Below are 2,822 nucleotides of genomic sequence, written 5' to 3' on the forward strand. Positions count from 1 at the left end.
GTTTGAACAATTCCTACATAAACGCTATTAAATGTCCATCTCATCATCATCGCTGATTCACCAGGTTCTAGTACCTTTCGAAAGCTATCCAACGTGTACGGTGGTGCAAAAAGTTCGAATAGCACGGTTACTGTTGAGCCTGGCGTTTTAAAAGAAGATATTACCATCCACAATAGTGGAATGGTCATAAATATAGCCAATGAATAACCGAATACGTAAGCCCAAAACTTTGCTTTAGTCCTTTTTTCTTTTCTTTTCATCTGATATACCTCCCTGCTTCAATCTTATTTTTTGCTAGACATCAGCTTGTACTGTAGTAAAGAGACCAATGAAATGATTACAAACAATACGAATGATACTGCTGATGCATACCCCATATCCCATTGTCGAAATGCGATATCATAAATGTAATGTACAAGTGGTGTCGTTGATGTGCCTGGTCCACCTTGGGTAATAAGGTATGTTTGTCCAAAAAGTTTAAATGAAGCAATTGTTTGAAGTAGAACAACTAAAGTTGTGACTCCACGCAAAGAAGGTAATGTAATATAGCGAAACTTTGCCCAACCACTAGCGCCATCAATTTCGGCAGCTTCATATATGTCGTCCGGTATCTCTTGAAGGCCAGCCAGAAATAGTACCATATTAAATCCTACAGTCCACCAAAGTGTAGCTAGAAGGATGGATAACCATCCCATCCCCCAGCTCCCAAACCATGAAATCTCATTCGTAATACCGATTAAACGTAAGGTTTCTGATAATAATCCAGTCCGAGACTGTAAAATAAATACCCAAACACTACCTACAACAGAGACCGAGAGCATATACGGCATGAAAAATGCACTTCTTAATAACGTTGTACCCTTCAGTTTACTATTTACTAGCAAAGCCATCGCAAGCCCCAGAATGACAATAGTTGGCGTTGAAATTAAAATAAAAAATAGTGTATTACCTAAAGAAGCCCAAAAGCTCCCATCGGTTAGCATATAACGATAATTTTCTATTCCTGCAAAACTACCTTCTACTCCGTAAGAACCCGTTGTCAAACTTAGGAGAAATCCCTTTACGATGGGATAAATCCAAAACCATAGATACAGAATCATAAAGGGAGCAAGTAAGAGTAATGCTGCCATATAATTTTTAAAACTGTGTTTTCTATTTTCCCTTTTTGTTGTAACAATCTGACTCCTTCCACTAGATACTGTCGCCGCTTGTTTCAATGCTCTCACTCCTTAAAAAATACACTTCTAATCTATTTACTGTCTTTCATTTAATAGCTTACTTATTTACTAGTTTTTCAGCTTTCTCTTGTGCCTGTTTTAATCCCTCTTCAATTGTTAAGTTGCCATAGTTAATTTCTACAAGGGATTTTTGAACAGCCTCATTTACAGAAGTAAGCACTGGAGAATCTGGCATATAATTTACGATTTTCATTACATCTGCATAGTCCGAACGGAATTCAAGTGCCTTGTATTCCTTTGTTTCTTGTACAGATGGTTTTGCAGGAACATGACCCGCTTTTGCCCACATTGCACCGTTTTCTGCTAACCAATCCGCAAATTTAACTGCTGCAATTTGCTTTTCCTTATTATCTTGCTTTGGAACGATTAACGTATGTGAATCACCCCATGCAGCCGGTTGATTAAATAATTGAGGAAATGATACTGCAGCGAAATCCAGTGATTCATTAGATTCAAAGTTACCTGTTGCCCATACCCCGGTAAAAGTAATAGCAGCTTTTTCGGTTTTGAAAATATCGTAGCTATTTACACCGATATCAGCTGGAATTAGATCTTCATTTAACCAAGTTTGCATTAACTCCATTGCTTTTTTACTTTCAGGTGTATCAATAGTAGGTTTTCCATCCTTAAAGTACGTACCACCTTGTTGTTGAACTAAAGCGTACCAAATCCAAAAAGTAAATACATTATTGCTTCCTATTACCATTGGTGATACATCACTTGGAAGTTTAGCTTTTAAAGTTGTTAACATTTCTGTGAACCCTTCAGCACCTGGATCCATTTTAATTGTTCCATCTTCGTTTAATAGACCAGCATCCCCAAGGTATTTTTTGTTGTAGTACATAATAACCGCATGTGAATCTAATGGAACTGCATAATGTTTTCCATCCCGAATTACAGCTTCTACTTGTTTTTCCCCATATGTAGACCAATCAAGTCCAGCCTCGGATGCGAGCTCATCAAGTACTTCTACTTTTCCTGTCGGTAATAGCTCTGAAAAACGAGAAACGTGAGCAACTGCAACATCTGGAGCTGAGTTCGACACAAGAGCAGTTTTTAGCTTTGTATAATAATTTTCCGATTTATTATTCATAAACTGAACTTTAACTTTTTCTTGTGATTCGTTGAATTTTTTAACCATCGCCTCCATAAATTCACCATCGGATCCACTGAATGGTACCCAATATGTTAATTCAGTAACACCTTTACTCTCTGTTTGCTTATCTCCATTCGAGCTTCCACTAGAACATCCAGCGAGAATGACCATTAAAACGATGCAAATTACTAGTAACTTTTTAAACATTTTCATTACTTTTCCCCCTTCAATTTGAACTATTTTCTATTAGATCATCCAAAAACAAAAACGCTTACAAAAATATGATAAATAAAATAAAATTTTATTTTTTTACATTTCCACTCCTTTCCTCTTTTCAACATATTGTTATGGTTTGGTACCCTACTTTCCAATCCATATTATTCTGAAAATAAATATAACATAGTTTATTGTTTTAGTTCAATGTTTTTTATAATAATAAATATTGTAATGGAACAATATTTATTATTATAAAAAAGCCTGTGTTATTT

2 protein-coding genes and 1 pseudogene are annotated in these 2,822 nt (G+C 35.9%); all 3 read right to left on the bottom strand.

The window, feature by feature from the left end; all coding sequences use genetic code 11:
• Positions 1–260: pseudogene (locus V7147_RS20220) on the bottom strand (hypothetical protein); the annotation flags it as partial.
• Between the two features lie 24 nt (positions 261–284).
• A complete protein-coding gene (locus V7147_RS20225) occupies positions 285–1,217 on the bottom strand; it encodes a carbohydrate ABC transporter permease (protein WP_335369614.1) in 933 nt (310 codons plus the stop codon).
• Between the two features lie 58 nt (positions 1,218–1,275).
• A complete protein-coding gene (locus V7147_RS20230; RefSeq protein ID WP_335369615.1) occupies positions 1,276–2,547 on the bottom strand; it encodes an ABC transporter substrate-binding protein in 1,272 nt (423 codons plus the stop codon).
• Positions 2,548–2,822: the final 275 nt, after the last annotated feature.

This window comes from Bacillus sp. JJ1521 (genome assembly GCF_036965165.1).
In the GTDB taxonomy this organism is placed as follows: Bacteria; Bacillota; Bacilli; order Bacillales; family Bacillaceae_L; genus Ferdinandcohnia.

What these genes read in the sequence shown, in the direction of transcription:
- V7147_RS20230 (WP_335369615.1), bottom strand. Translation starts at nt 2,547, where the DNA reads ATGAAAATGTTTAAAAAGTTACTAGTAATTTGCATCGTTTTAATGGTC.